The organism is Skermanella pratensis (assembly GCF_008843145.1).
Lineage (GTDB): Bacteria > Pseudomonadota > Alphaproteobacteria > Azospirillales > Azospirillaceae > Skermanella > Skermanella pratensis.
The window spans coordinates 612,196-634,692 of the sequence record NZ_CP030265.1; the positions used below are offsets into that span (position 1 = coordinate 612,196).

24 protein-coding genes are annotated in these 22,497 nt (G+C 69.6%); 15 read left to right on the forward strand and 9 right to left on the reverse strand.

All coding sequences use genetic code 11. From position 1 onward, the window contains the following. Positions 1 to 4: 4 nt before the first annotated feature. The 4 genes from DPR14_RS02775 to DPR14_RS02790 are packed head-to-tail and all read right to left on the reverse strand — an operon-like array spanning position 5 to position 2,439. The gene (locus tag DPR14_RS02775; protein WP_192499235.1) at positions 5 to 1,039 is read right to left on the reverse strand and encodes a sulfatase-like hydrolase/transferase; all 1,035 of its coding nucleotides are present in this window, start codon (positions 1,037 to 1,039) and stop codon (positions 5 to 7) included. Further along, positions 1,039 to 1,644, reverse strand: a complete 606-nt coding sequence (locus DPR14_RS02780) for an alkaline phosphatase family protein (protein WP_158043811.1) — start codon at positions 1,642 to 1,644, stop codon at positions 1,039 to 1,041. Before DPR14_RS02780 ends, DPR14_RS02775 begins: the two co-directional genes overlap by 1 nt. Further along, entirely contained in the window at positions 1,619 to 1,828 is a 210-nt protein-coding gene (locus DPR14_RS02785; RefSeq protein WP_192499236.1) for a hypothetical protein, read from the reverse strand. Before DPR14_RS02785 ends, DPR14_RS02780 begins: the two co-directional genes overlap by 26 nt. Continuing rightward, the gene (locus DPR14_RS02790) at positions 1,816 to 2,439 is read right to left on the reverse strand and encodes a VanZ family protein (RefSeq protein WP_158043813.1); all 624 of its coding nucleotides are present in this window, start codon (positions 2,437 to 2,439) and stop codon (positions 1,816 to 1,818) included. Before DPR14_RS02790 ends, DPR14_RS02785 begins: the two co-directional genes overlap by 13 nt. A gap of 163 nt (positions 2,440 to 2,602) precedes the next feature. Between DPR14_RS02790 and DPR14_RS02795 the strand changes: the two genes are divergently transcribed. From DPR14_RS02795 to DPR14_RS02805, 3 genes are read left to right on the forward strand one after another with little or no spacing between them, the layout of a single operon-like run. Continuing rightward, positions 2,603 to 2,788 (forward strand): class I SAM-dependent methyltransferase, encoded by a 186-nt coding sequence (locus DPR14_RS02795; RefSeq protein WP_158043814.1) that lies wholly within the window; start codon positions 2,603 to 2,605, stop codon positions 2,786 to 2,788. Continuing rightward, a complete protein-coding gene (locus DPR14_RS02800; protein WP_158043815.1) occupies positions 2,770 to 3,351 on the forward strand; it encodes a class I SAM-dependent methyltransferase in 582 nt (193 codons plus the stop codon). The genes DPR14_RS02795 and DPR14_RS02800 overlap by 19 nt, the downstream gene beginning before the upstream one ends. A 12-nt stretch (positions 3,352 to 3,363) precedes the next feature. Further along, positions 3,364 to 4,281 (forward strand): SDR family oxidoreductase, encoded by a 918-nt coding sequence (locus tag DPR14_RS02805; protein WP_158043816.1) that lies wholly within the window; start codon positions 3,364 to 3,366, stop codon positions 4,279 to 4,281. On the opposite strand, the gene DPR14_RS02810 is transcribed toward DPR14_RS02805, so the two are convergent. Continuing rightward, complete coding sequence (locus DPR14_RS02810; protein WP_158043817.1) at positions 4,218 to 5,300, reverse strand: glycosyltransferase family 2 protein; 1,083 nt, start codon at positions 5,298 to 5,300, stop codon at positions 4,218 to 4,220. The two genes, DPR14_RS02805 and DPR14_RS02810, sit on opposite strands and share 64 nt — an antisense overlap. Positions 5,301 to 5,357: 57 nt before the next feature. Next, a complete protein-coding gene (locus DPR14_RS02815) occupies positions 5,358 to 6,404 on the reverse strand; it encodes a glycosyltransferase family 2 protein (protein ID WP_158043818.1) in 1,047 nt (348 codons plus the stop codon). A gap of 425 nt (positions 6,405 to 6,829) precedes the next feature. On the opposite strand from DPR14_RS02815, the gene rfbB reads away from it, so the two are divergent. Continuing rightward, a complete protein-coding gene (gene rfbB, locus DPR14_RS02820; protein ID WP_158043819.1) occupies positions 6,830 to 7,915 on the forward strand; it encodes a dTDP-glucose 4,6-dehydratase in 1,086 nt (361 codons plus the stop codon). Positions 7,916 to 7,923: 8 nt separating this feature from the next. Then, positions 7,924 to 8,856 (forward strand): dTDP-4-dehydrorhamnose reductase, encoded by a 933-nt coding sequence (rfbD, locus tag DPR14_RS02825; protein ID WP_246148762.1) that lies wholly within the window; start codon positions 7,924 to 7,926, stop codon positions 8,854 to 8,856. 84 nt (positions 8,857 to 8,940) lie between these two features. Here rfbD and DPR14_RS02830 read toward each other — a convergent pair whose 3' ends face one another. Beyond that, complete coding sequence (locus DPR14_RS02830; protein ID WP_158043821.1) at positions 8,941 to 11,550, reverse strand: glycosyltransferase; 2,610 nt, start codon at positions 11,548 to 11,550, stop codon at positions 8,941 to 8,943. Positions 11,551 to 11,927: 377 nt separating this feature from the next. Between DPR14_RS02830 and DPR14_RS02835 the strand changes: the two genes are divergently transcribed. Beyond that, a complete protein-coding gene (locus tag DPR14_RS02835; protein WP_158043822.1) occupies positions 11,928 to 12,332 on the forward strand; it encodes an HIT domain-containing protein in 405 nt (134 codons plus the stop codon). Positions 12,333 to 12,351: 19 nt separating this feature from the next. Here DPR14_RS02835 and DPR14_RS02840 read toward each other — a convergent pair whose 3' ends face one another. Continuing rightward, positions 12,352 to 13,716 (reverse strand): NAD(P)/FAD-dependent oxidoreductase, encoded by a 1,365-nt coding sequence (locus DPR14_RS02840; protein WP_158047956.1) that lies wholly within the window; start codon positions 13,714 to 13,716, stop codon positions 12,352 to 12,354. A 164-nt stretch (positions 13,717 to 13,880) separates the two neighbouring features. Here DPR14_RS02840 and DPR14_RS02845 point away from each other — a divergent pair, with 164 nt between their 5' ends. After that, entirely contained in the window at positions 13,881 to 14,432 is a 552-nt protein-coding gene (locus DPR14_RS02845; protein WP_158043823.1) for a DUF1190 domain-containing protein, read from the forward strand. 4 nt (positions 14,433 to 14,436) lie between these two features. Next, on the forward strand, positions 14,437 to 15,579 hold the full coding sequence (locus DPR14_RS02850) for a glutathionylspermidine synthase family protein (RefSeq protein ID WP_158043824.1): 1,143 nt from the start codon (positions 14,437 to 14,439) through the stop codon (positions 15,577 to 15,579). A 188-nt stretch (positions 15,580 to 15,767) separates the two neighbouring features. Here the strand turns inward: DPR14_RS02850 and DPR14_RS02855 are convergent, their stop codons facing one another. Further along, positions 15,768 to 17,729: a 4Fe-4S binding protein gene (locus tag DPR14_RS02855; RefSeq protein ID WP_246148764.1), complete on the reverse strand. Its 1,962-nt coding sequence runs from the start codon at positions 17,727 to 17,729 to the stop codon at positions 15,768 to 15,770. Between the two features lie 208 nt (positions 17,730 to 17,937). Between DPR14_RS02855 and DPR14_RS02860 the strand changes: the two genes are divergently transcribed. The 7 genes from DPR14_RS02860 to DPR14_RS02890 all read left to right on the forward strand — a co-directional run bounded on the left by DPR14_RS02860 (position 17,938) and on the right by DPR14_RS02890 (position 22,486). Then, positions 17,938 to 18,633 (forward strand): biotin/lipoate--protein ligase family protein, encoded by a 696-nt coding sequence (locus DPR14_RS02860; RefSeq protein WP_192499238.1) that lies wholly within the window; start codon positions 17,938 to 17,940, stop codon positions 18,631 to 18,633. Next, entirely contained in the window at positions 18,630 to 19,124 is a 495-nt protein-coding gene (locus tag DPR14_RS02865; protein WP_158043827.1) for a DUF6505 family protein, read from the forward strand. Before DPR14_RS02860 ends, DPR14_RS02865 begins: the two co-directional genes overlap by 4 nt. Position 19,125: 1 nt before the next feature. Beyond that, positions 19,126 to 20,151 (forward strand): DUF6352 family protein, encoded by a 1,026-nt coding sequence (locus DPR14_RS02870; protein WP_158043828.1) that lies wholly within the window; start codon positions 19,126 to 19,128, stop codon positions 20,149 to 20,151. Next, positions 20,148 to 20,693, forward strand: a complete 546-nt coding sequence (locus DPR14_RS02875; RefSeq protein ID WP_158043829.1) for a DUF3305 domain-containing protein — start codon at positions 20,148 to 20,150, stop codon at positions 20,691 to 20,693. Before DPR14_RS02870 ends, DPR14_RS02875 begins: the two co-directional genes overlap by 4 nt. After that, complete coding sequence (locus tag DPR14_RS27975) at positions 20,683 to 21,294, forward strand: DUF3306 domain-containing protein (RefSeq protein WP_158043830.1); 612 nt, start codon at positions 20,683 to 20,685, stop codon at positions 21,292 to 21,294. Before DPR14_RS02875 ends, DPR14_RS27975 begins: the two co-directional genes overlap by 11 nt. A 272-nt stretch (positions 21,295 to 21,566) precedes the next feature. Next, entirely contained in the window at positions 21,567 to 22,157 is a 591-nt protein-coding gene (locus tag DPR14_RS02885) for a TorD/DmsD family molecular chaperone (protein WP_246148770.1), read from the forward strand. Positions 22,158 to 22,282: 125 nt separating this feature from the next. Further along, entirely contained in the window at positions 22,283 to 22,486 is a 204-nt protein-coding gene (locus DPR14_RS02890) for a hypothetical protein (RefSeq protein WP_158043832.1), read from the forward strand. Positions 22,487 to 22,497 lie beyond the last annotated feature (11 nt).

Genomic DNA, 22,497 nt, shown 5'->3' on the forward strand with positions numbered 1-22,497 from the left:
CATCTCATGGAACGGGGGTCATGACCAGCCAGTCGCTCCACCGGTCGCCGCGGCCCGCCAGCCCGACGCGCATCCGGACCTTGCCGTAAGGCAGGATGAAGGTCTTCCAATAGGCCGCGTCGACCGGTCCGAACTCCCGCGCGGCTCCCTTGACCTCCAGCTCCCCCTTCAGGCTGAGCAGGCCCTCGCCGGCCTCGTACTGGATGACATAGTCGGTTGCCGGGTCGCCGGCCCACTCCATGCGGAATCCCCCGGACACCTGCTCGTGGGAGACGGTGCCGCTGGCCGCCGGCACCCGCCATACCGGCGCCGCGCCGTCGCCGCCGGGGTTCGCCGCCGACGGCCTGACGATCCGGCGCGTCGCGAAACCCGCTTCGAGCGGCGCCGACAGGCGTTCCACGATGTCGGGATGCAGGGCGGCGACGTCGGTCAGCTCCCCGGGGTCCGAGCCGATGTCGTAGAGGCGGCGGGAGACGACCGCGCCGTCCAGGTGGTCCAGGTGGAGCTTCCATCCGCCCTCGGCGATGGCCGTGCGATAGTCGCGGACCGCGTCCGGGTCGGGCTCCTGGAAGCCTGCCCTGCTGGTCAGCGCCATCCAGGGCCGGTCGGGGGCGATCGGGTCGGTCAGCAGGTCGCGCCCCGGCAGGGGCAGTTCCGCCGCGATGCCCAGCCGCCGCATCACCGTCGGCATGATGTCCAGATGGTCGGTCGGCGCCTCGACCATCCGCCCGCCCGCGGCGCTCCGCCCCTCCCCGGGTACCCAGAGGAACAGCGGGATGCGGGTCACCTCCTCGTGGAGGTGGCCGTCATGGGTGGTCGAGGCATGGCCGACATGGCCGCGCTCCAGGTGCTCGTCGCCATGGTCGGCGGTGACCACCAGAATGGTGTCGCGGTCGAGTCCGCTGGCCTTGAAGAAGCTCCAGAACCGGCCGAACCAAGCGTCGAACTCCCGGTAGGCCGCCGCGTGCAGGGCGGCGATCGCCGGCCGGTCTGACGGCTCGAAGGCGACCGTGCCGGTCCGGATGGTCGGGCGGGTCATCACCGCCTCCATGCGCTCCCGGGCGGCCTCGTCGCCGGGGGCAGCAGCGCCGCGAGGTCCGGCATGAAGGCGGCGGACGGCCGGTAGGGCAGGTGGGTCGGCAGGTAATGGTGCCACAGCACGAACGGAGTCGCGGCGCCCGCCTGGCGTTCCAGCCAGGGCACCGGCTCCTCGCCGGGTTCGATCGCCAGCCCAAGCCCGCGGAAGGTGTCGATCTGCATGAAGCTCTGCAGCCCCGTCACCCGCCACCCCGCGTCCGCCAGGGTTTCCAGCGGCACTTTCCACTCCGGGGGCACGGACTGGCGCTGGGCATGGACCCCCTGCGCGAAGGGGTCGGTCCCGGTCAGCACCGAGATCACGTTGGGCGCCGTCCAGGCCGAGATTGTCCGGTGGCCGGTGAACCGGACGCCCGACTCGGCGGCGGCGAGGAGGTTCGGCGTCACGTCCGGCCGGACGAAGTCGGCCCGGAAGCTCTCCACCGTCAGGATCACGACGTTCAGCCGCTTCGGCTGACCATATCGAAGCCACGCGGCATAGCCGGCCGCCCCCAGGGCCAGCACCAGGGCGGCGACGGCGAGGCTAATTGAAAACGAGCGGCGCGACATGGGGCATCACCGGATAAAGGGACAGGGGAAGGGAGATCCAGGCGAGCGCCGCGGCGGCGTGCCGGACCGCCGGACCCGCCGCCGACGCGCGGCCCGCTGCCAGCAGGGCCAGGCCGGCCGCCAGGACGGGCAGCCCGAGCCAGACCGGCGGCGGCATCCCGCGATGGCCGATCAGCTGGAGCACCAGGAACAGGACGGCGCCTGCCAGGGCCGTCGCCGCCGCCCGGTCCGCCGGTCCGGGCGGAACGGGACCGCCGGTCCCGTCCACAGACCGATGCCGGAGGCCAGCAGGGCTCCGGCCGCACCCGACACGCCGTTCACCGCCATGTCGCGCAGCCCGTAGGTCCGGTGCGGGTGGAGACCCTGGAGCATCTCGTCATGGATGCCGAACAGCAGGGTGAATAGCATGGCGGTGCCGGTCAGGGCGGTGCCGCCGACATGGTCCGACAGCGCCCTGCGCAGCACCAGCGCCAGCAGCAGATACTGCGGCACATGGATGCGCTTGGCGGGAAAGGCGGGGTCGGTGATCAGCAGCCCGGCGGCGATCAGGGCCGCGGCCGCCGCGACGGCAGCGGGGCGCGGCCGGACCGGACCGCGCCCGCGGACCAGCCAGGGGACGCAGCCCAGGGCAGCCAGGAGCGCCCCGTAGGGGACCAGGGCGGCGCGCTCGCCGCCGAGGGCGCCGACCAGCGCTCCCCAGATCTCGAAGGTATTGACGTAGAGGACGACGAGCAGGGCCGCAGCGGGATAAAGGAACCGCCCGGCCGGGGTTGCCCTGGGTGATTCAGTTGTCATATCCGAGTATTCAACGGGCCGGCAATGAATTAACCCCACGTTCATGAAAACCGGGGTAATTGCGCAAAGGAATACCGGATGGTTTAAAGGTGGACCGCCCGGTACTCAACAGAATCTTTATGACGATTTCCGGGCGGACGTCCATGACAGCGCACCGACCTCCATGACCTATGCCGAACTGACCTATCGCTCGCCCAACCCGTTGAAGCGCCTCGTCCAGGGCCATCGCTACCGTGCGATGCTCGGGCAGGTGGCTCCAGGGGGCGGCGTCCGCGTGCTGGATTACGGCTGCGGCGACGGCTTCTTCCTCAGCCTGCTCCAGGAGCGGGGGTGGGGCCGGACCGGCTGACCGGCTTCGAGCCCTTCGGGTCCATGGCGGCCCAGTTCAGGGCGGCCCAGTTCGGGGCTGCCCGGTTCGGGGTGGCCCAGTTCGGGGTAGATGGCGGTCGCCCCAGGCTGGTCGATCACCCGTCGGGACTCGACGGCCTGGCGGAGGAGCGTTTTTCCCACATCTTCTGCATGGAGGTGCTGGAGCACCTGGACGGCCCGGAGCTGGCGGAGGCCCTCGACCGGATCGCGGCGCTCGCCCGTTCCGAAACCCGGATCATCGTGACCGTTCCGTCGGAACTGGGGCTGGCGGGCGCGGTCAAGTGTGTCTTCCGCGCCATATCGGGAACGGAACGGGTGGATTACCAGACCGTTCGATCCGTGCTGGGCGGGCGCTGTCCGCCCCGTCTGGTCAGCGATACCCCCGAGGGGCGCTACATCTATTCCCATATCGGCTTCGACCAGCGGCGGGTGGAAGCGGAGCTGGCGCGGCGGTTCCGGGTCGAGCGGCGGTTCGGCATACCGTTCCGTTTGCTGCCCCTGTCGTTCAACAACGAGGTCGCCTTCATCTGCCGCCCGCGCTGAGGAGCCGTCGCCATGGATGATCCCGAGCTTTCTCCCGCCGCCCCACCGGCACCGCCGGTGCTGGTGCTCGGGGCAAGCAGCCTTGTCGGGCCGTATCTGCTCGACCGGCTGGCCGCCCGGGACCGCACGGGGGTATGCGTCGGTCGGCGTCCCCCGGCGGGCGGCACGGTGCCGGCCCCGGGCTTCGGCTGGCTCAGGCTCGATGTGACCGCCCCCGCCGGCTGGGCGGTGGAGCCGGGTGCCGCCGTGCTTTCCCTGATACCGCTGTGGCTCCTGCCGCCGCTTCTGCCCCGCCTTGCCGGGGCGGGGCAGATCGTGGCGCTCGGCTCGACCAGCGTGCTGGTCAAGTCGGGCAGCGCCGACCCGGAGGAGCGCGTCGTGGCGCAGCGGCTCGCCGACGCCGAGCGCGCGATCGCGGCGTTCTGCGCCGGGACCGGAACCCCCTGGACGATCCTGCGCCCGACGCTGATCCATGACGGCCTCCGCGATGCCAACGTGACCGCCATCGCGCGTTTCGTCCAGCGGTTCGGCTTCTTTCCTGTCGGCATGCCGGCCCGCGGCCTGCGCCAGCCGATTCACGCCGACGACGTCGCCGGCGCCCTCGTGGCGGCGCTCGGAAACGGGCTCGTGGCCGGGCGGTCGATCGACCTGCCGGGCGGCGAGACCCTGACCTATCGCGAGATGGTCCGGCGCATCTTCGTGGCGCTGGACCGGCCGGTCCGGATCCTGCCGTTGCCCGTCGGCCTGCTCGCCCGGGGCATCTCCGTCGTTCGCCGGGTGACCGGAGTGGCCTACAGTCCGGCGCTGTTCGCCCGGATGAACCAGGATCTGGCATTCGACGGCAGCGACGCGGCGCGGCTGCTGGGCTATGCCGCCCAGCCTTTCCGCCCCCGTTTCTCGGCCTCGCCGCGGGAATCGTCCGCCCCCTGAACCGGCCGGCCGACCCGGAGCAGCCCGGCGACCCCGCGGACGACGGCCATGCGGGCGAGGCTGGACAGGCGCAGCATGAAATATCCCCAGACCAGGAGATTGACCGATCTCAGGAAGAAGGAAGGGTACAGCCCGGTGAAGTTCTTTCGGAAATAATGGGTGAACCCGCGCGCCTTGCACCACTCGATCCGGACCACCGAGGCGTCGCTCGTGCTCTTGTAGTGGATCAGGCTGACCTGCGGGACGAACAGGACCGTGCCGCCCATGCGGGCCGTCGCGAAGCACAGGTCCAGGTCCTCCACGTGGAGGAAATAGCGCTCGTCCATGCCGCCCAGCGTCAGGTAGTCGTCCAGGTGCATCAGCATGCAGGCGCCGCTGACGGCGGGAACCGCGGTGACCGACTCGGGCAATGGCTGGTCGTGCTGGTTCAGCCGCCGGAAATAGGGATGGTTGGGGGCCATCCGGTCGAGCCGCAACGCTTCCACCAGGGTAAGCCACGGCGTCGGGAGTTCGCGCCGGGAACCGCGCTGGTCGGTTCCGTCGGGATTGATGATCCGGCAGCCCGCGATCCAGGGGCGGGGCGCCGTTTCGGTCAGCCGGACCAGCTCGGCGAGGGTTCCCGGCTGGAGCACGCAGTCCGGGTTCAGCAGCAGCAGGTATTCGCCCCGCGCCCCGCGGGCTCCCAGGTTGCAGGCGGCGGCATAGCCGATATTGCCGTGGCCGGTGATCACCCGTATCCGCGGGTCCTCGACGCCGCGGGCCACCAGCGCGCTGGTCACGGCGGCGGGATTGCCGTTGTCCACCAGGACCAGTTCGATCCCGACATCCTGCGACAGGGCGGCGGTGATGGACTCGTCCAGGACCGGACCGGTGTGATAGCTGACCATGACGATCGTGACGCCCGGCGGCGTCTGCCGCGCCGGGCGCCGGGAGTCGTTCTCCGGCGCCGCCGCGTCGGATGTGTTGCCGGGCGCCGCCGGCCGCCGTCGCTTCGAATCGAGGTAAACGATCTTGTTCATTCAAAAAAGCCTTTGTGCATCAATCTCATGCTGAGGTCCGGGCAATTCCGGTGGAAATCACTTCATCAGGGCATCCGGCAGAGGGCCGGCTCCCCGGCGGGTCGGAAGGTTCAGGGGCCGGGCGCGCCGGGTCAGGACTCCCGCGACGGACCAGTCGATGGCGCGCGCCACGCCCGCGGCCGACAGCCGGCGCCGGGCCTGGACCGCGCGCCGGCCGGCCATGACCGGACCGATATGGCGGACCGCGTCGCGCAGGCCGCGCAGCGTCGGTCCGGCCTGGCCCAGGACCGCGCCCCTGGCCAGCAGCAGGCCGTTCAAGGCGATGTGGACGGGCAGCAGCCCGACCAGCAGGGGGACCGGCATGTTCTTGACGAACATCCAGATCCGGTTGCGGGTGCTGTGGTACGTGGAGAAATCGCCGCGCCGGCCGGTGATCGCCGAGCCGACATGGAGAACCCGTGCGGAGGCGACCTGGACGCAGCGCTCGCCCGCCAGGCGCAGCCGGAATCCCAGGTCGACATCCTCGCAATAGCAGAAGAACGCCTCGTCGAACCCGCCCGCCGCCAGGAAGGCGTCGCGGCGGTACAGGGCCGCGGCGGCGCAGGGCGCGAAGACTTCGCCCTCCGGCGGCAGCTCCGATGCCGGCGCGCCGTGATGCCCGCGCCAGACGAGGCCGCTCGCGTGGTAGACGTCGCCGGCGCCGTCAAGCCGGTCCGGGGATGCGGCGTCCAGTTGCGTCGACCCGAACATCGAGACATCGGGATGCCGGACGGTCGCATCCGCCAGGGCCTCCAGCCATCCCGGCTCGGGGAAGGCATCCGGGTTGAGCGTCGCGATCCACGGCTCCCGCGTCAGGCCGGCCGCCAGGTTGTTGGCCGCCGCGAAACCGAGATTGGCCCCCGGCCGGACCAGCCGGACCCGCCGCGCGAGCGGGCCGGACAGGGACTCCAGGAAGGCGGCGGACCCGTCCGTCGAGAGATTGTCCACGACGACGACGTCGCGCGGCAGCACCGTCTGGGCGGCAAGCGCATCGATGCAGCGGCTCAGCAGAGTCCCGCCGTTATGGTTGACGACGATCACGCAGACGGGAGCTTCGGTCGTCACGGTGAAGGGGCCTCGCTTCCGCCGGTTTTCTGGTCGCGGGAAGAGCTACCACGGAAGTCTTATTCTAAAGGGGTAACGAAGGCCTCAACAACACCAAACTTCACATAACGATGGGACATCTTCCAGCCGTTGCGACCTGGATGCCGCTCCCTGCTCCGCCCGGTAGCGAATTTATCCCGATATGCGGAGACCTTCCCGTTTCGAGTGCGCACGCACCCGCAAGGGTGGCAAATCGTAGTTAACGAACAGTTCACACTTTGGTGGTAACTAACCTATGCCTTCCGGCGGAGCGTCCTCCGCCGAACGTTGGGGACAGGACGATGCCAGCGACGATCCCGGTTTTTTTGCCGCACCGCGTGACCGGTTCTTAATCCCGTCATGACAATCATGGGGAAGCTTCACCAACCAGGATCCGGATCCGAGCCATGAAGATCATCATCACCGGCGCCGCGGGCTTCATCGGTTCAGCCGTCGCGCGGCACCTCCTGCGGGACACGAACGCGTCGATCGTGTGCCTGGACAAGATGACCTACGCGGCCCATCCCGATACCCTGGCGCCCATCATCGACGGGGTGCGCGCGGTGTTCGAGCCGGTCGACATCTGCGATCGGGCCGAGGTCGAACGGGTCTTCCGGGAGCACCGGCCCGACGCGGTCATGCACCTGGCCGCCGAAAGCCATGTGGACCGGTCGATCGAGATCCCCGGCGTCTTCATCGAGACCAACGTGGTCGGCACCTACGTGCTGCTGGAGGCGGCACGGCGCCACTGGTCGGGCCTGACCGGGGAGCGGCGCGACGGCTTCCGGTTCCACCATGTCTCGACGGACGAGGTCTACGGCTCGCTGGGGCCGGCCGGCAAGTTCACCGAGGAGACGCCCTACGCGCCCAGCTCGCCCTACTCGGCGAGCAAGGCGTCGGCCGACCATATCGTCAACGCCTGGCACCACACCCACGGGCTGCCGGTCGTCGTCAGCAACTGCTCGAACAATTACGGCCCCTACCAGTTTCCCGAAAAGCTGATCCCGCTGATGATCATCAACGCGCTGGAAGGCAAGCCGCTGCCGGTCTACGGCGCCGGAGCCAATGTCCGCGACTGGCTGTTCGTCGAGGACCACGCGGCCGCGCTGGTGCGGATCCTGACCGCGGGACGGGTGGGGCAGAAATACAATGTCGGCGGCGATGCCGAACGCAGCAACCTCGAGGTCGTGCACGCCATCTGCGACACGCTCGACGCGATGCTGCCGCGCGAGCGGCCCCGCCGCGGCCTGATCACCCATGTGGCCGACCGGCCGGGCCATGATCTCCGTTACGCGATCGACGCGACGAAGATCCGCCGCGAACTGGGGTGGGAACCGTCGGTGACCTTCGAGGCCGGCCTGCGCCGGACCATCGAATGGTATCTGGCCAACCAGACCTGGTGGCAGCCGCTCCGCTCCGCCGTCTATGGCGGGCAGCGCCTCGGTCTCGGCGCCCTCGAAACCACTCGCAGGCTGGAGGTTGTCGCCTCGTGACGAAAACCATGGAAAATACCGCATCCCCCAGGACGCTTCTGGTGTTCGGCCACCACGGGCAGGTCGCGACCGCGCTTCGCGAGGCGGTTCCGCCCGCCGGCTGGAGCATCCGGACGATCGGCCGCGACGGGGTCGACATCGTCGACCGCGCGGGCGTCGAGCGGATCGTCCGGGAGAGCTGTGCCGCGCTGGTGATCAATGCCGCGGCCTATACCGCCGTCGACCGCGCCGAGAGCGAGCCCGACCAGGCCTTCGCCGTCAACCGCGACGGCGCCGCCCATGTCGCGCAGGCCTGCGCCCGGGCCGGCCTGCCGCTGATCCATCTTTCGACCGACTATGTCTTCGACGGCAAGGCGCAAGGCCATGCCTACCGCGAGACCGATCCGGTCAACCCGCTCAGCGCCTACGGCGTCAGCAAGGCCGCCGGCGAACAGGCGGTGCGGGCGGCGGGCGCCCGGCACGCGATCGTCCGCACGTCCTGGGTATACGGCCCGCACGGCCACAATTTCGTCCGGACCATGCTGCGCATGGGCGACGAGCGGCCGGAACTGGGCATCGTGGACGATCAGGTCGGCTGCCCGACCGCGGCTGCCGACATCGCCGCCGCCCTGATCGCGATGGCGGCCCGCATCCTGTCCGAGCCGGCACCCGCGGAGGCGGGGCTGTTCGGCACCTTCCATTTCACCGGGGCGGCACGGATGACCTGGTACCGCTTCGCCCGCGAAGTCTTCTCGCTGGCCGCCCGCCACGGGTGCGGCACCCCGGGCCTGCGGCCCATCGCATCGCTGGACTATCCCACCCCGGCGGTGCGGCCGGTCAACTCGGTGCTCGACTGTTCCCGCCTGGCGGCGGTCTACGGCATCGCCAGCCCGCCGCTCCGCTCCAGCCTGGAAACCTGCATCGCCCGCCTGTGCGAAGCCCGGATGGAAGTGGCGGCCTGACCGGGTCCGGAGAATGCGCGTGCCGCGCACCGTGGCGGCGGAACGCCGCCCCTCCGCGGGAGCTTCGCCCCGGACGCCGGTTCCTCAATCGCCCGCTTCGGCCTCGGCGACCTGCGGCGGGGCGTTGCGGCGGCGGCGCAGGCGCAGCGCCGGCATGACGTTGATCATCGAGGTCGCCAGCGCCGCCAGATAAGGCAGCGACTGCACGGCCAGCAGGCCGGCCCACAGGAAGGCGTCCCGGTTCTCGTGGCCGAATACCGCCACGATCGCCGCCGCGGCCAGCGACAGGCCCAGCATCAGCCCGATCTCCTCCCGCGCATGCAGCAGCCCCTGGACGATCGCCGGCTGGTTCTCGCATTTGGGCGTGCGGACGAACGGCCGGCCGGAGGTGAACAGGCCCTGCCAGATCGCCCGCCCGACCGTGTGGGTCAGCGCCATGCCCGCCACCGCGGCGCCGATCTTCTGGGGCCACGTGCAGCGGACCCGCGCCTCGTAGAGCCACAGGCTGCACACGATCTTGAAGCCGAACACCGACAGGGTCGGGACCATGAAGACGGTCGGCGGAAACTCGAAATATTTCGGGAAGGCCAGCAGCCCCAGCGACCAGAACACCGCCGCCGCCGCGAACATCATGTGCGCCGCGTCGGCGAACCAGGGCAGCCAGCCGGTCAGGAAATGATAGCGCTGGGCCGGCGTCAGCGTGCGGCTGCCCGGCATCATCTCCCGCCAGTGGCGCTTCAGGATCTGCACGGCGCCATAGGCCCACCGGAAGCGCTGGGTCTTGTAGGCGGCGAAGCTGTCCGGCACGAGCCCCTGGCCGAAGCTGTCCGGCATGTAGACCGCCTCGTATCCGGCCTCGAACAGCCGCAGGCCCAGCTCGGCGTCCTCGGTGATGCACCACTCGCCCCAGCGGCCGACCTCGACCAACGCCGACTTGCGGATCAGCGTCATGGTGCCGTGCTGGATGATGGCGTTGCGCTCGTTGCGCTGGATCATGCCGATCTTGAAGAAGCCCTGGTACTCCCAGTTGCACATGGCCTGGAAAGTGTCGTGGCCCCAGTCGCGATAGTCCTGCGGCGACTGGACGAATCCGACCCGGGCGCGCTGGAAATAGGGCACGGTCGAGGACAGCCAGGCGGGATCGACCTGATAGTCGCTGTCGATCACCGCGACGATCTCGGCGTCGGGCGCGGTGTGGTCCAGCCCGAAGTTCAGGGCGCCCGCCTTGTAGCCCGGCCATTTCGGCAGGTGGAAGAAGCGGAAGCGGTCGCCGAGCTGGTGGCAGAAAGCCTCGACCGGCCGCCACACGGCCTCGTCCCGCGTGTTGTTGTCGATGATCAGCACTTCGAAGTCGGGATAGTCGAGCTTCGCCAGCGCGTTCAGCGTCTGCATCACCATGTGCGGCGGCTCGTTGTAGCAGGGCACATGGATCGACACCTTGGGCGCGCCGGGTCCCGGCGCCCCCCGGGCCGGTTCGAAGCGGCGGCGCCAGCGGTCGGTCCAGACCACCTCGGTCAGCTCCAGCCCGTCGAACAGCATCACCGCCAGAAGCACGACCTGGCAGGCGAGCAGCACCGCCCAGGCGATCTCGGTGGTGACCGCCATGCCGAAGGACATCGCCGAGGCGCCGGTCCAGACCAGGATCGAGGCGCTCGCCTGGATCAGGGCCGCGTAGAAGAACTGGCCGCTCGGCCTCAGGTCGGATCGGCGGAACACGAACCACAGGGTCGGCAGGAACGCCATGGCGATCGCGACGGCGCACAGCACCGGCCAGTCCGGCACCTCCAGGATGCCGCCCGACAGCGGGAACTTGGGCTGCCGCATCGCGTCCCACATGCCCCAGTTGGCGCCCGCCGTGCCTTCCAGCGTCCGCTTCCACGGCTGGTCGAAGGCTTCCATCACGTAATAGTCCAGCCGCTCGCGCGCGGCGACATTGAAGAAGGTGCGCAGGAACTTGGCTTGGTTGACCAGCGACGCCTCGGCGCCGCGCCGCCACGGGCCGTCGCTGGGCCAGCCGATCTCGCCGATCAGGATGTGCTTGTTGGGGTATTTCGCCCTCAGCTCGTTGTAGCGGAACAGGGCGTACTCGACGGCGCCCTCGGCCGGCACGCCTTCCCAGTAGGGCAGGATATGGACGGTGATGTAGTCCACCGCCGCCGCCAGTTCGGGATGGTCCAGCCAGACATGCCACGGCTCGGCGGTCGAGACCGGCACGTCGACCTGCCGCTTGACCCGCTCGATGTTGGCGATCTGCTGGGGCACCGTCACGTCGGTGCGCAGGATCGCCTCGTTGCCGACCAGCACGCGGCGGATATTGTCGTGGTGCCGGGTCACGCGGACGAGGCTGGCGATCTCCGCCTCGTCCACTTCCGGTATGCCCTGGATCCAGGCGCCCTGGGTGACGGTCAGTCCGTGGCGGCGGGCGGCCTGCGGGATCAGGTCGGCGCCGTTGAGCGAGCTGTAGCTGCGCACGCTCTTCACGTGGCCCGCCAGCGCGGTCAGGTCGCGCTCGATGTCGCCGGGACCGGGATGGCGGCCCTCGATCGGGTTCTGATTGACCTGATAGGGGCTGAGCGCCACGCCGTTGATCAGGCCGGCCCAGGGCCGCTCGTCCTCGGGCCGGTTGGACAGCGCCCAGGCGCCGAGATTGCCCAGCATGACGAGCATGAGTACGAGGAACGCGGATATGCGCATGTCTTGTCGGCTTTCCGTTATTCTTCTTGCTCGCCGACAAGTGGCGCGGCGCCGCCATAGGACAGGAATTGTGACCTATTGCACCAGAACGCACGAAACCTCTTGGCATAGGGATCGGATGACGGTCCCGATGCCATCCACCGGCGATGACTCTCCCTGCGGGAGTCGTCTCCGGCACTGCTCAACTAACGCCAAGCTATAGATTCCACAACGCGCCACGCGGGTGCGATGCGGCATTTTATCTGCTTATAATGTAACTTAAGCTACAATACGCTCAATATGCTCGTAAACCCGCCCATTCCGTGGGCCATGGGACAAACATGGGCCGGCGCGCGTTATTCCGTTCGACGCAGCGGGGGAGGGAGAAAAATCCGATCATGTTCAAGCTTCACGAAAAGCTGGCCGCCGACACCGTGCTGGTGCATCCGCTGACCTTGTGCCAGATGCTCTGCATGAACAACCGGGTCTGGCCCTGGCTGATCCTGGTGCCGGCGCGGCCCGACGTGACGGAACTGCATCATCTGGGGGCGGCCGACCGCGCCCTGCTGATCGAGGAGATAGCCTGGGCGTCCGCCCTGCTGGACGGGATGTTCCGGCCGGACAAGCTGAACGTCGCCGCGATCGGCAACGTCGTGCCGCAACTGCATGTCCATGTGGTGGCGCGGCGGCGCGACGATCCCGCCTGGCCCAACCCGGTATGGGGCAGCGGCATCGCCGAACCCTACGCGCCGTCCGACCTCGATTCCCTGGTGCTCCGGCTGCGCGACGCGCTGAAGACCTGAACCCCGGCCGGCCGCGGCGTCACTCCGCCGGGCGCGCCTGCCGGTGGTTCTCCCGCAGGGGGGCCTTGCGCTCCCCGGTGATCAGCCGGGCGCCCCGCTGGTAGGTCGCATAGGCGACCAGCCACTGCATCGTGACGAGCAGCCGGTTGCGGAAGCCGATCAGCAGATAGACGTGGACGATTCCCCACAGCAGCCAGGCGACGAAACCCTTCAGCTTCGTCTTGCCGAAGTCGGCGACCGCCGAATTGCGGCCGATGGTCGCCAGGTTGCCGCGGTTCTTGAACCGGAAGGGCGGCATCGGCCCGCCCTGGGCCAGATGGGGGTGCAGGTGCCTGCCGACATGCTCGCCCTGTTGCTTGGCCACCTGCGCCAGCCCCGGCAGCGGCTGGCCGTCGTCGTGCATCGCCAGCGCGGTGTCGCCCAGCACGAAGATGTCGGGATGCCCGGGAACGCTGAGGTCGTCCCCCACCTTGACCCGGCCCGCCTTGTCGGTCTCCACCTCCAGCCACGTCCCGGCGGGCGAGGCCCTGACGCCGGCGCCCCAGATGATCGTGCCGGCCGGCACGACCCGCCCCCCGACGGTTACCCCCTCGGCGGTCACGTCCTCGACCGGCGTGTTCATCATCACGGTCACGCCCAGGTCCGTCAGCGCCCGGTGGGCGTACTCCGACAACTCGGGCGGGAAGGCCGGCAGCACGCGGGGACCCGCCTCGACCAGGATCACGCGCGCCGTCTCGGGGTTGATGTTGCGGAAGTCGCGGGCCAGCGTGTGGCGCGACAGTTCGGCGATCGCCCCGGCCATCTCGACGCCGGTCGGACCGGCGCCGACGATCACGGTGGTCATCAGGTTTTGCTGCTTGGCCGGATCGGGGCAGATCTCCGCCTGCTCGAAAGCCATCAGCACCCGGCCGCGGATCTGGCGGGCGTCCTCGATCGTCTTGAGGCCGGTGGCGAACCGCTCCCACTCGTCATGGCCGAAATAGCTGTGGGTCGATCCGGTCGCGACGATCAGCCGGTCGTAGGAAACGGTGGAGGCGTCGGCCAGCGCCACCGACCTGGCCTCCTTGTCGATCGCGACGACCTCGCCCAGCATCACCTCGATGTTGTCGTGGCGGCTGACGATCCGGCGGATCGGCTCGGCGATGTCGGCAGGCGACAGGGCGGCGCTGGCGACCTGATAGAGCAGCGGCACGAACAGGTGATAGTTGCGCCGGTCGATCAGGGTGACGTTGACCTGCTTCCCGCCAAGCTCGTTGGCGGCGGCCAATCCTGCGAAGCCGGCGCCGATGATGACCACGTGCGGGCGTCCCGCCGCGTGGCCGCCATGCCGGTCGGAGGGAGCGGCGGCGAAGGTCGGGTCTGCGGCTTCCTTGGCGGCGGTCATGGCTTCGTCCTCGCGGCGTTCGGGAACCATGCCCTTGAAAGGGTTCCGATGCGAAAGGGTTCCCAGCCCGCCGCGTGTTCCGCCCCCGGAAGCACACCAATGGACACCTTGGCATCGGGCCCTATCGGGCCACCTTGTAAAGATAGGAACACGAGGAGGACGGGATGAAGAGATCGCGAAGAATAAAGCTTACGATGCTCGGCGCCTCGGCTATCGTGCTGACCGCTTGCGAAGAACGCGTCGAAACGCAGGTTTACGAGACGGTCGAGCAATGTCTGGCGAACGTCGAGGAGCATCCGGACGACTGCCGCCGCAACTTCGAGAGCGCCAGGGCCTCCCACGCCGAAACTGCGCCCCGCTACACGTCGCAGGCCGAATGCGAGGCTGAGTTCGGCGACGGCAGATGCGAGGCGGGATCCGCCGGCCAGCAGGCCGAGGCCGGCCAGGGGGGATCGTTCTTCATGCCGGTCATGATGGGCTACATGCTGGGCAACGCCCTGGGGCGGTCCAGCATGGCGGCCCAGCCCCTCTATCGCCCGCTGGTCAACGGGACGCCCGGATCGTTCCGGACGCCGGGCAACGTCGATGTCGGGTCGGCCGTCGGGCGGACCAGCGTCCGGCCGTCGGCGGTCAACGCCCCCGTCGCGAATGCCGGGCAAGCGATCAGCCGCGGCGGCTTCGGCGCCCGGGGAGCCGCCACGGCTACCGGCGGCTGATCCCGTGGAACGGATCAGCCTCGCCCCCCGGCCCGACTGGCAGGACACGGCCGCCGAGGCGGGCTTCACCTTCCACTCCGAGAACGGCCCCTACTGGGACGAGGCCGCGGCCTACCGCTTCACCCTGGCGCAGGTCGAGCAGATCGAGGAAGCCACCGAATCGCTGGAGTCGCTGTGCTACCAGGTCGTCGACCGGGCCGTCGGCGACCCGGCGGTCCTGGAGCGACTCGCCATACCGGATCGCTTCCACGACTTGGTCCGGCGGAGCTGGACGGACCGGGAGCGCAATCTCTACGGCCGGTTCGACTTCAGCTATGACGGCGGGACTCCGCCGAAGCTGCTCGAATACAACGCCGACACGCCGACCTCCCTCTACGAGGCCGCCGTGTTCCAATGGGTGTGGCTGGAGCAGATGATCGGCCGCGGCGCCTTGCCAGAGGGCTCGGACCAGTTCAATTCCCTTCACGAACGGCTGGTGGAGGCCTGGAAAGGCGTGGGCGTGGTCGGCGACCGCCTGCACTTCGCGGGCGTGATGGCCGCCGAGGAGGACCGCGTCACCGTGGCCTATCTCGCCGACTGCGCCCGGCAGGCCGGCTTCGCCACCGAGGAGATGGACGTCGCGGAGATCGGGGTGACCACCGCGGGGGATTTCGTCGACCTGCGGGATCGTCCGATCAGGACGCTGTTCAAGCTCTACCCCTGGGAGTTCATGGTCCGGGAACAGTACGCGGCCAGCTTGCTCCGCCGGAGTGCCCGGATCGTCGAGCCGGCCTGGAAGATGGTGCTCTCCAACAAGGGGCTCCTGGCGCTGCTGTGGGAGATGTTTCCCGGTCACCCGAACCTGCTTCCCGCCTTCTTCGACGGGACGGAGCACGGTTTGGAGCAGCCATACGTCCGAAAGCCGCTGCTGTCCCGCGAGGGCGCGAACGTCGAGATCGTCGGCATGCTCGACGCGGAGGGCGGGCCCTACGGCGCCGAGGGGTACGTGGTCCAGCAGTTCGCCCCGCTGCCCTGCTTCGACGGAAACTATCCCGTGATCGGATCCTGGGTGGTCGCCGGCCAGCCCGCCGGCATGGGCATCCGGGAGGACACGTCTCCGGTGACCCGCAACACCAGCCGCTTCATCCCGCATTTCATCCAGGGGTGACGCGCCGTCACCCCTGGGTTGGGCCCGGAGGCCCAACGCATCGGTTCGGCTGCTCCGGGCGGATCGACCTGATCGGGCACAGCTCTAGCGTCGGCGCCGGGCCATGGGAGGGTGCGCGTCCCGCGCACCTTGGGCGGCGGGACGCCCGCCCCTCCCCGGGGAAACGGCTTCCCCGTCGGCGGCCGGCTTTACGCCTTGTAGTCCTCCGTCGTGATGGTCGGCGGGCGCTCCGGCCCCGCATAGGGGTCGAGCGTCGATTCCGACTGGGCGATCACGCGGCAGTCGCCGCACATGTAGATGCGGTCGATCAGGGCCTTGTTCCCGAACATCCAATGCTTGCCGGCCAGCTTCTCGGCGATCCGGTCGATCGACGCCTTGGTGCCGAACGCGGTGCCGCAGCGGATGCAGTGGCAGGGCTCCTCCTGCTTCACCATCACGGGGGATCGGGCGGCGTCGGTGAAGTCGATCCGCGGGTTCAGCCGGATCACCTTCTCGGGGCAGGTGTTCCGGCACAGCCCGCATTGGACGCAGGCGTCCTCCGTGAAGCTCAGCATCGGCCGGTCGGCATTGTCCGACAGGGCGCCGGTCGGGCAGGCGGAGACGCAGGCGAGGCAGAGCGTGCAGCCTTCCACGTCGATGTCGAGCGTGCCGAACGGCGCCCCCGCCGCCAGCGGCAGGACCGGCACCGGCTCCGGGGCGACGGCGTGGAGCTTGCGCAGCACCAGCCGCGACAGGCCCTTCTTGTCGCCCAGCGCCAGGAAGCTCTCCGGCTCCGCTCCCGGCCGGCGCGGCATGCCGTACAGCTCGGCGGTCAGCAGGTCGGGGTCGTCGGCCTCGATCAGCCCGACCCGGCCGGACCCGAAGCCCAGGCCGGACAGCACCGTCTCCGCCATGCCCAGGTTGCGGGCGAGCGGCAGCAGGTCCTCGCGCGGGCGGGCGGAGACCAGCACCCGCAGCTCGGCGGCGCCATAGGCGAAGGCTGCTGCCAGCGCCTCGATGCCGAGCTGGGTCACCGAATTGACCGCGAAGGGGATCGTGCGGGCCGGCAGGCCGGCGCCGAAGCGGGCCGCCAGGTCGATCAGCGGGTCGCCGTGGTCGGCGTCGTGGACCAGCACGACCGCGTCCCGTCCGCCCGCGCGGTGATAGGTCAGCAGCAGGGTGCGCAGCCATTCCAGCATCGGCTCGGGCGCGGGCAGGGCGTATGTGGCGGCCCCGGTCGGGCAGACCGCCGCGCAGGAGCCGCAGCCGGCGCAAACGAACGGGTCGATCGCGACATGCTCGCCGGCTGACGTGATGGCCCCGGTCGGGCAGACCTCCAGGCAGCGGGTGCAGCCGGTCTTGCGCGAGCGGGAGTGGGCGCACAGCTGCGCCCGGTAATCCACGTAGCGCGGCTTGTCGAACTCGCCGACCAGGTCGGCGGCCTTGAACACCGCCTTCTGCACCTCCGCCGGGCTGCCGGGGTCGGGCCTCAGGTAGCCGTCGCGCTTGCCATGGGCCGGGAACAGCGGCGTGCCGCCGGTCAGGTCGATGATGATGTCGCAGTTGGACTTGGCGCCCCGCCGCGACGGGCCGAACGCCAGCGCCTGGCGCGACGAGGGCAGCGGGACGGCGTAGTCGTCCACCTCGATCTCGAACGCGCCGAGATGGCCGCTCGCCCGCGCGATGGTGCCCTTCAGGATCGGGAACTCCGCGGTGCGCGGCGGGATCACGGCGCCGGGCCGGGTCAGCATCACCGTGATGTCCAGCCGGTCCATCAGCTGCCGGGCGACCTCGATCGCCAGCTCGTCCCGGCCGTAGATCAAGGCCACGCCTTCCGACTTCAGCTCGACCGAACCCGCGGGCGGCAGGTCGAGCGCCGCCTCGGCGATCAGCGCCGCGATCTTCGGGTGGGCGTCGGCCGCCTCGTCGGACCAGCCGGCGCGTTCGCGGATATTGAGGAACCCGACCCGCGTGCCGGGATGGGTATCCTCGCGCTGGTCGTCGAACAGGGGGGCTTCCTGGGTGCAGGCGACCAGCACGGGGCCGGACGCCTCGCCCAGGGCCGCGGTGAAGCGGTCCAGCTCGCCGCGGCAGAGCTGGGTGGCCACGTTGAGCGTCGCGTCGGGGCCGGCGCCGCAGGCTTTTGCCAGTTTCCCGCCGTCCAGGGGCATCGTGCCCTCGCAATTGCATACGAGGACGGTGCGGCCGTTTACGTCCATCGAGCCGGTCACGCTATCATAGGAGAGAGGTTTCATTGCGATCCTAGGGGAATGCCCCGATATTTGCGATAGCTTGCCATTTCATGAGAGTGCCGCCTTGCCGTCGGATACTACCTCAAACTCCGCTCCGGATCCCGAGCTTCCGCCGATTTATCAGCCGGTGACCATACCGCGCGGCAGCGCCTTCGCCCGCGCCCTGGCGGACGCCGCGGCGGGAGCGGAGGCCGGCACGCTGGTCTGGACCCGGCGCGACGACCGGCTGGACGCCGCCGTCGTGCTGGAGCCGAACGAGCCGCTGGCGCGGTCGCTGCCGGTCGTCTACGTGGCGCTGCTCGGCCTGGGCGACGCCCTGGGCGCCCTGGGACCGCCCAACATCCCGGTAACCTTCGGCTGGCCCGACCGGATCGAGGTGAACGGCGCCACGGTCGGCGGCGTCCGACTCGACGCGGCGGAGACCCGCAGCGCGGACGCCATTCCCGACTGGCTGGTACTGGGTATCTCGATCCAGGTCCATGGCTTTCCCGACGACGACAGCCCCGGCCTGCGCCCGGACCGCACCGCCCTCCACGAGGAGGGGTTCGGCGAGGTCGAGGCGCTGCCGTTGCTGGAGAGCTTCAGCAGGCACTTCCTTGCCTGGATGAACAGTTGGCAGGAGGATGGGTTCGATCAAGTACGGCAGTCCTGGTTAAGTCGCGCCACCGGCTTCGGCGACGCGATCTCGCTGGAGGTGGACGGCGTCCGCCTTTCCGGCGGCTTCACCGGTCTCGACGATGCCGGCGGGCTGCTGCTGGGACGGGAGGACGGCATCCGCCACGTGGCGCTGGCCCCGGTCCTGCGGGAGCCGACATGGTCATGACGCGATTGCCGCGGACGATCCGGCTCGACGCCTCCGACGCGGCGATCTTCGAGCGCGCGGCCGAACCCGGCGAGTGGGCGGTGCCCGGCGCCTTCATGTTCGTCCATGCCGATCCGGCCGCGCTGAAGGGCAAGGCCCGGCAGGCCTTCGCCAACGGCTTCCTCGGCACCGCCAGTTTCGGCTGGTCCACCCTGGTGGCGGTGGGCGAGGCGGCCGAGGCCGAGACGGCGGGCGTGGTCGAGGCGCTGGCCGACCGCTTCGTCGCGGAGTTCGGGGCACCCGACCGGGAGGCCGCCCTGGCCGCCGCGCGTGAGGAGGTGGAGTTCGCCGCCGGCCTCTGCGGGCACCCGGTCAACACGCTGCTGGCGGTCAGCCGGGAATTCGGGGCCGACGGGGACATCCGGGAGAGCTTCCGGGTAATCGAGCCGAGGACGGAAAAACTTCATGCGCCGATCTGGACGATCGTTCCGGATCAGGAAGAGGGACACTGAATTGACCGCCGATTTCTGGCTGAGTTCCGGCCATCACCTGCTCGACCGCACGCCCGAGGGCCGGCTGGAGGTCACCGACGATTTCCTGCGAGCCTATCTGGCCCGGCCGGAGATCCGCCCGGTGGAGGAATCCTGCGCCGCCGAGCTGGCGCTGCACCGCTCGCTTCTCGCCGACCCCAGGGCCGAGGTGCCGCCCGAGCGGCTGGCGGCGCTGGGCGATCCCGACGCGCGCGAGAACTACGAGGTCTGGCTGGGATTCCGCGACACCCTGGCGGCCCATGCCACCCTGGAGGAGGGCTATCTGGCCCTGGTCCGCGGCGGAACCGGGCGGGTGCCCGCGCTGTTCGTCGACCAGCTCGTCCATCTGATCCTGCGCGGCATGCTGCACGGCTGCGCGGACCCGGTGCGCGTGCGGGCGGCCGAGCTGCTGTTCCGGCCGCAGCGGGTCAACATCCAGGACGGCGCGGTCCTGGTGGCCGACGAGGAAACCGTGGACCAGCGGACCCGCGACGGCGGCTTCGGCTCGCTCGGCCGACTGCTGTCGGAGAACGGCACCGCCGTGCGCGGCGTCGATCTCGACGTCATGACCGAGGCCAACGCCGGCCTCTACTGGGAGCGCAGCGACCGCTTCGACATGGTGCTGGAGGTCGGGTTCCCGAAGCCCGGCCTCGACGCGCTGTGCCGCGTGCTGGAGCAGTGGGTCCGCCACCTGCTGGGCGTCGGCGTGCGCATCCATCCGGTCCAGCAGATCCGGGACGAGCGCTGGGTCTGGCATGTCGGCCTGGACGGGGAGGCGACCGCGATCATGAACGCGCTGTACGACGGGGAGGAGGTCGGCGAGGCGGACATGGCCCGCGTGCTGGCATTGTTCCGGCTGGAGTTCGACGATCCCGCCGACATGCTGCCCCGGGTCGCCGGCCGGCCGGTCTACCTGGCGATGGCGATGACCGACGACCGCAAGCTGCGCCTGAAGCCGCAGAACCTGCTGGTCAATCTGCCGCTTGCCGAAGGAGGGCGGGGAGAATGAGCACGGTTCCGAATCCCAGCGACCGGATGACGGTCGGCGTGGTCGTCGAGCACCGCCGGATCGACCATCCCTGGCAGTCCCATCGCTGGCAAGCGGTCGCCGTGCTGCCCGGCGCGCCTGCGGCGCCCGCCTGGACCGTCCTCGGCCAGGGGGAAGGCTGGGTGCGCTATCTGGCCGGCACGGCGGAGCTTACCCTCTATCCCGGCGAGACCGAAACCTACGCCTACAATCTGGAGAGCCCCGAACCCGCCATCTACGTCGTGCTGCGCAAGAGCGACGACGCGCGCGGCATCCGGCTGCTCGGCGCCACGGTCGACCCCGGCGAGGCCCATGCCCATGCCGACACCGGCGACGATCTGGTCGAGGCCCTGCCGCTTCCCGGCATCGTCCGCGACTGGATGGCGGCCTTCGTCGCGGTCCACCATGTCCCGCGCACGAAATGGAAGCGCAAGCGCGACCGCGTGGATCCCGAGGCCATGGCGATCCGGGTGCCGGGGCAGGGCCGGTTCGAGAGCTCGGAAGAGGACGACGATGACGAGTGATCGCGAAGAAGGTTTCCTGGGCCGCTGGGCGCGGCTGAAGAAGCGGCCGGTTCCGGAGCCCGAGCAGGCCCCCGATCCCGTGCCGGCGGAAAACGCCGTCCCGGCCGCCGCGCCCGCCGCGCCGGAGGAGCCGTTCGATCCGGCGTCGCTGCCCGCCCTCGACACCCTGGACGCGGGCAGCGACTACGCCGCCTTCCTGAAGCCCGGCGTGCCGCGCGAGCTGCGGACCCTGGCGCTCCGGCGCGCCTGGGTGACCGACCCGGCGATCACCGGCTACAAGACGCTGGCCGACTACGACTGGGACTTCAACGCGCCGGGCTACGGCGCGCTGAAGGTGACCGACGACATCGCGGACCTGGCCCGGCGGGCGTTCGGACTGCTCGACCCGGAGGAAAAGCCCGCCCCCGGACCGGAGCCCGAGCCGGAAGCCACTCCCGACCCCGACCCCGACCCGGAGCCGGCCCCCGCCCTGATCGCCGAAGCCGTGCCCGAATCGCCGCGCGTGCCCGAAACGCCGCCCGTGCCCGAGCCCGCGCCCGAGCCGGAGCCCGAACCCCCGACGGCCCGCCGACGCCGCCACGGCGGCGCGGTCCCGACATAGTCCCGATGTGGGCCGGCCTGATTTGGGGCGGCCTTCGCCCGTCGGTGCGAACGCCGACACCGCGCGCCGACGCTCCGGCCCCGTACCGGGCAGGACGCGCGCTGCTTCAGCGCTATTGCCGAACCTTCACAATTTTTATACATTTAGCGCAGTCTCGAAAGGATGAGGCCGCGCGACTTTTGTTGCATTGCGGTACATTCATTCGGGAAACGGGCGGGAAGATTCTTAATCTTTTCTCCTTAGCATGACTGGTAACTGACTCTGGTGATGACTTGAGCGCTGACATCGACGAAGGTGACCTGCTGCGGGCACAGTGCTACGGCCTGCTCGCTCAACTTCTGGTCGGTCCTCCGGCGCAGGACCTCCTGACGCGCGTGGCGGCGCTGAGGGGGGACGACACGGCTTTCGGCAAGGCCCTGTCCCGGCTGGCCGCGGCCGCCGCCGAAAGCGATCCGGGCACCGCCGAGCGGGAGTATTTCGCGCTCTTCATCGGTGTCGCCCGGGGTGAGCTGGTGCCTTACGCCTCCTACTACCTCACGGGTTTCCTCAATGAAAAGCCGTTGGCCCGCCTGCGCGCCGACATGCAGGGCTTCGGCATCGCCCGCCGGGCCGACGTGTCGGAGCCGGAGGACCACATCGCCTCGATCTGCGAGATGATGGCCGGCCTGATCCTGGGCAGCTTCGGCGCTCCGGCCGATCTGGCCACCCAGCGCCGCTTCTACGACCAGCATGTCGCCCCGTGGGCCGCGCGCTTCTTCGGGGACGTGGAGAAGGCGCAATCGGCTGTGCTGTACCGCCCCGTCGGGGAGATCGGCCGGCTCTTCGTCGCGATCGAAGCCGAAGCCTTCCACATGTCCGCCTGATTTTTTGAAGTCGAGGCCAAGCAATCCAGAGTACCGACCAGATACAGCCAGTTAGTCGCAAATAAAAAGAAAATGGCAGGCAGTTAGAACATGATGCTGAACATTCGACACGAAGGAGCACGGGGATGAGCGCCAAGGGCAAGGCGGATGGACTGGAGCGCCGCGAGTTCCTGCGGGTGATGGGGGCGGGCGCGGCGGGCGCGGCCGCCGCCGCTCCGCTCCTCGTGGCCGGGACGGCCGAAGCCGCGGAAACGCCGGAGCAGCGCGTCAAGCAGCGCTACCGCGAGACCGAACACGTCAAGAAATTCTACGAAACCAATCGGTTCTGACGGGAGCCACG

Excerpts from the sequence above, each read along its gene's own strand:
- DPR14_RS02775 (WP_192499235.1), bottom strand. The coding sequence starts at position 1,039 with ATGACCCGCCCGACCATCCGGACCGGCACGGTCGCCTTCGAGCCGTCA.
- DPR14_RS02780 (WP_158043811.1), bottom strand. The coding sequence starts at position 1,644 with ATGTCGCGCCGCTCGTTTTCAATTAGCCTCGCCGTCGCCGCCCTGGTG.
- DPR14_RS02790 (WP_158043813.1), bottom strand. The coding sequence starts at position 2,439 with ATGACAACTGAATCACCCAGGGCAACCCCGGCCGGGCGGTTCCTTTAT.
- DPR14_RS02795 (WP_158043814.1), top strand. The coding sequence starts at position 2,603 with ATGACCTATGCCGAACTGACCTATCGCTCGCCCAACCCGTTGAAGCGC.
- DPR14_RS02805 (WP_158043816.1), top strand. The coding sequence starts at position 3,364 with ATGGATGATCCCGAGCTTTCTCCCGCCGCCCCACCGGCACCGCCGGTG.
- DPR14_RS02810 (WP_158043817.1), bottom strand. The coding sequence starts at position 5,300 with ATGAACAAGATCGTTTACCTCGATTCGAAGCGACGGCGGCCGGCGGCG.
- rfbB (WP_158043819.1), top strand. The coding sequence starts at position 6,830 with ATGAAGATCATCATCACCGGCGCCGCGGGCTTCATCGGTTCAGCCGTC.
- rfbD (WP_246148762.1), top strand. The coding sequence starts at position 7,924 with ATGGAAAATACCGCATCCCCCAGGACGCTTCTGGTGTTCGGCCACCAC.
- DPR14_RS02830 (WP_158043821.1), bottom strand. The coding sequence starts at position 11,550 with ATGCGCATATCCGCGTTCCTCGTACTCATGCTCGTCATGCTGGGCAAT.
- DPR14_RS02835 (WP_158043822.1), top strand. The coding sequence starts at position 11,928 with ATGTTCAAGCTTCACGAAAAGCTGGCCGCCGACACCGTGCTGGTGCAT.
- DPR14_RS02840 (WP_158047956.1), bottom strand. The coding sequence starts at position 13,716 with ATGACCGCCGCCAAGGAAGCCGCAGACCCGACCTTCGCCGCCGCTCCC.
- DPR14_RS02845 (WP_158043823.1), top strand. The coding sequence starts at position 13,881 with ATGAAGAGATCGCGAAGAATAAAGCTTACGATGCTCGGCGCCTCGGCT.
- DPR14_RS02855 (WP_246148764.1), bottom strand. The coding sequence starts at position 17,729 with ATGCCCCTGGACGGCGGGAAACTGGCAAAAGCCTGCGGCGCCGGCCCC.
- DPR14_RS02865 (WP_158043827.1), top strand. The coding sequence starts at position 18,630 with ATGACGCGATTGCCGCGGACGATCCGGCTCGACGCCTCCGACGCGGCG.
- DPR14_RS02875 (WP_158043829.1), top strand. The coding sequence starts at position 20,148 with ATGAGCACGGTTCCGAATCCCAGCGACCGGATGACGGTCGGCGTGGTC.
- DPR14_RS27975 (WP_158043830.1), top strand. The coding sequence starts at position 20,683 with ATGACGAGTGATCGCGAAGAAGGTTTCCTGGGCCGCTGGGCGCGGCTG.
- DPR14_RS02890 (WP_158043832.1), top strand. The coding sequence starts at position 22,283 with ATGAGCGCCAAGGGCAAGGCGGATGGACTGGAGCGCCGCGAGTTCCTG.